Annotated in this window: 4 protein-coding genes; 1 reads left to right on the top strand and 3 read right to left on the bottom strand. The window is 39.4% G+C overall.

Annotated elements, in window-relative coordinates; genetic code table 11:
• On the top strand, positions 1–305 hold a 305-nt coding region (locus CIK04_RS14655; RefSeq protein WP_142994995.1), incomplete at its 5' end, for a transposase.
• Between the two features lie 22 nt (positions 306–327).
• On the opposite strand, the gene CIK04_RS35575 is transcribed toward CIK04_RS14655, so the two are convergent.
• The 3 genes from CIK04_RS35575 to CIK04_RS14635 are packed head-to-tail and all read right to left on the bottom strand — an operon-like array spanning position 328 to position 1,668.
• Positions 328–1,152: an HNH endonuclease gene (locus CIK04_RS35575; RefSeq protein WP_176463345.1), complete on the bottom strand. Its 825-nt coding sequence runs from the start codon at positions 1,150–1,152 to the stop codon at positions 328–330.
• Positions 1,153–1,180: 28 nt separating this feature from the next.
• Positions 1,181–1,534: a hypothetical protein gene (locus CIK04_RS14640; RefSeq protein WP_044023849.1), complete on the bottom strand. Its 354-nt coding sequence runs from the start codon at positions 1,532–1,534 to the stop codon at positions 1,181–1,183.
• 11 nt (positions 1,535–1,545) lie between these two features.
• Positions 1,546–1,668 carry a DUF3265 domain-containing protein gene (locus tag CIK04_RS14635; protein ID WP_078532228.1) on the bottom strand — a complete coding sequence of 41 codons (123 nt, stop codon included), beginning with the start codon at positions 1,666–1,668 and terminating at the stop codon, positions 1,546–1,548.
• Between the last annotated feature and the right edge of the window lie 359 nt (positions 1,669–2,027).

Raw genomic sequence — 2,027 nt, 5'->3', positions numbered from 1 at the left:
GTTATATCAACAATAAACAAGCGGCTTCTCTAATAGGTGTTGCTCCCATGAATAGAGAAAGTGGCCGCTATAAAGGCAAACGAATTATCCAAGGTGGGCGCGCTCAGGTGCGTACAGTCCTGTATATGGCGATGATGTCTGCAATGCAATCTAACCCTGTTTTTAAGACCACATATCAGCGATTACTGGAAGCAGGAAAACCCAAAAAAGTAGCCATCATTGCCTGTGTTAGAAAGATGGTTGTGATCCTGAATTCAATGCTAAGAGACGGAACTATGTGGAATGAAAATATGGCGAAAAATTAACTATTGACGCCATACTCGTTTGTTATGTATTCTGATACACGTTTGCCCGATGGTATTCAAGAAATTCTTCATGCTCAGGCTTCAATTTAATAACCATTTCCGAATGTATCCCTATTGATTGATAATTTTTCAACTTTGGTGAAATCATAATAATTCCTACACTGTCGAAACTAATAAGACCAGAGTCAAACGCTTTATCAAGGTGTGCTACTAAAAGGAAACCATTATATGGATTTAACCTATTTTCTTCGGAAATGCGCCACGGAACAATATGACTCGCTACAAGTAACTCTTTGACTTCACACCCTGTTACGGCGCATCCGCCCCACATATTAAATAATTGCTGCCGAAATGCCCCCTGACCGATTCGGGACTTAATTAAGCTCTCTTTTTCAGTAATTCCAATCTTTGGGTTTAACACGATTTCGTTCAGATCCAACTCTAATCTCGACTTTTCTTCAGTACCATTTTTGTGAATAAAGTCTATTTGAGCAGCTAAGCTTTGAGCGTTTGAGGAGTTGTATTCTTCACTAGTCACGTAAACCGCATGACCTTTTTCTATAGCGCCATCAAAGTCAAACTTCTTCAAAGTTCTCCCTTGAACAAAATCACCCTTAGAGAAGGTATGCTCAAATTCTTCATCTCCAACTATTTTTACAACACGAACAGCATTCGTTAACTCGAAGAAATGGTACTTTGCGCCATTTGGCTCGTTTTTTCTTTGATATTGATGTTTTCTCATAACTTCCTCGAATACATAACGCCCAATTAAGGTGTGAAGCACGCGACCACGAGACTCAATTTGACTACTGTAATCACTGGACTCAACCCAAACCAAAAATGCCACGCGTGCTGAATCACTCTTAAATTGTTTGTTAGGAGTGATTCCCCGTTATCTGCTTATACTTCTGATATAAAACCATCATTTCATCTTTAGTGTACGTTTTAGCATTTTCCATATTGCAAGAGCAGTGATGCATAAATTCCAAAATTTCTACATCTTGCAATTTGTCTTTACTCGGAAACATATCCTCTGGCGCTATATTAAAATCTAACCAAGAACCATCATCATCAAATTCAATATGACTGCCCAAATTCAATATGATCCATTCACCATCACGGTCATCAAAAACCACACTAACTCTGTATAAATATCCATCCTCGTCTATTGAGCTTGAGAAGGGATATTCTTCCCCATCCTCATCAATCATCACTTGATCATATGCCATGACAAAAACTCCTAACGCTGCGTTAAGGGGTGAGTGCCGCATAAACCAAGCTTCCGCAGACCACTTTCACCACCAAAACTCACCGCATACCAAAAATGCCACGCGGCATGAATCCCGCTTAAACGCCTTGTTATGCTTAAGCTTCAATGGGTTACGTTTTTCTGGAAACAAGATTAACTCGACTTCGATTCAGAAACAAAAGCCAAAAYGTAGAAAACMGAAATGAATCATAGTTTTGATAATCAGGCTCGGATTTTTGGCAAATCTAGTTTGAAGTTTGAAAACCTAGAAATGGATTTCTGATTGAGCGAACCGCCCTAACCTCGCGCTTACCCGAAAATTGATTGAGGCAACTCTCTGAATTTTCAGCGCCAAAGAATAAGTGTCCGAAAAACAGCGCTCAAAAAAACCGGCTTGCCGACAAACACAAAACTGAAAAGCCGAGGGAACAAAGAAAATCCATAAACCACTGATTTTAATTGATTAAGCATAA

It is taken from the genome of Vibrio sp. 03_296 (assembly GCF_002265885.1).
This window is presented reverse-complemented; position numbering and strand designations above follow the sequence as displayed.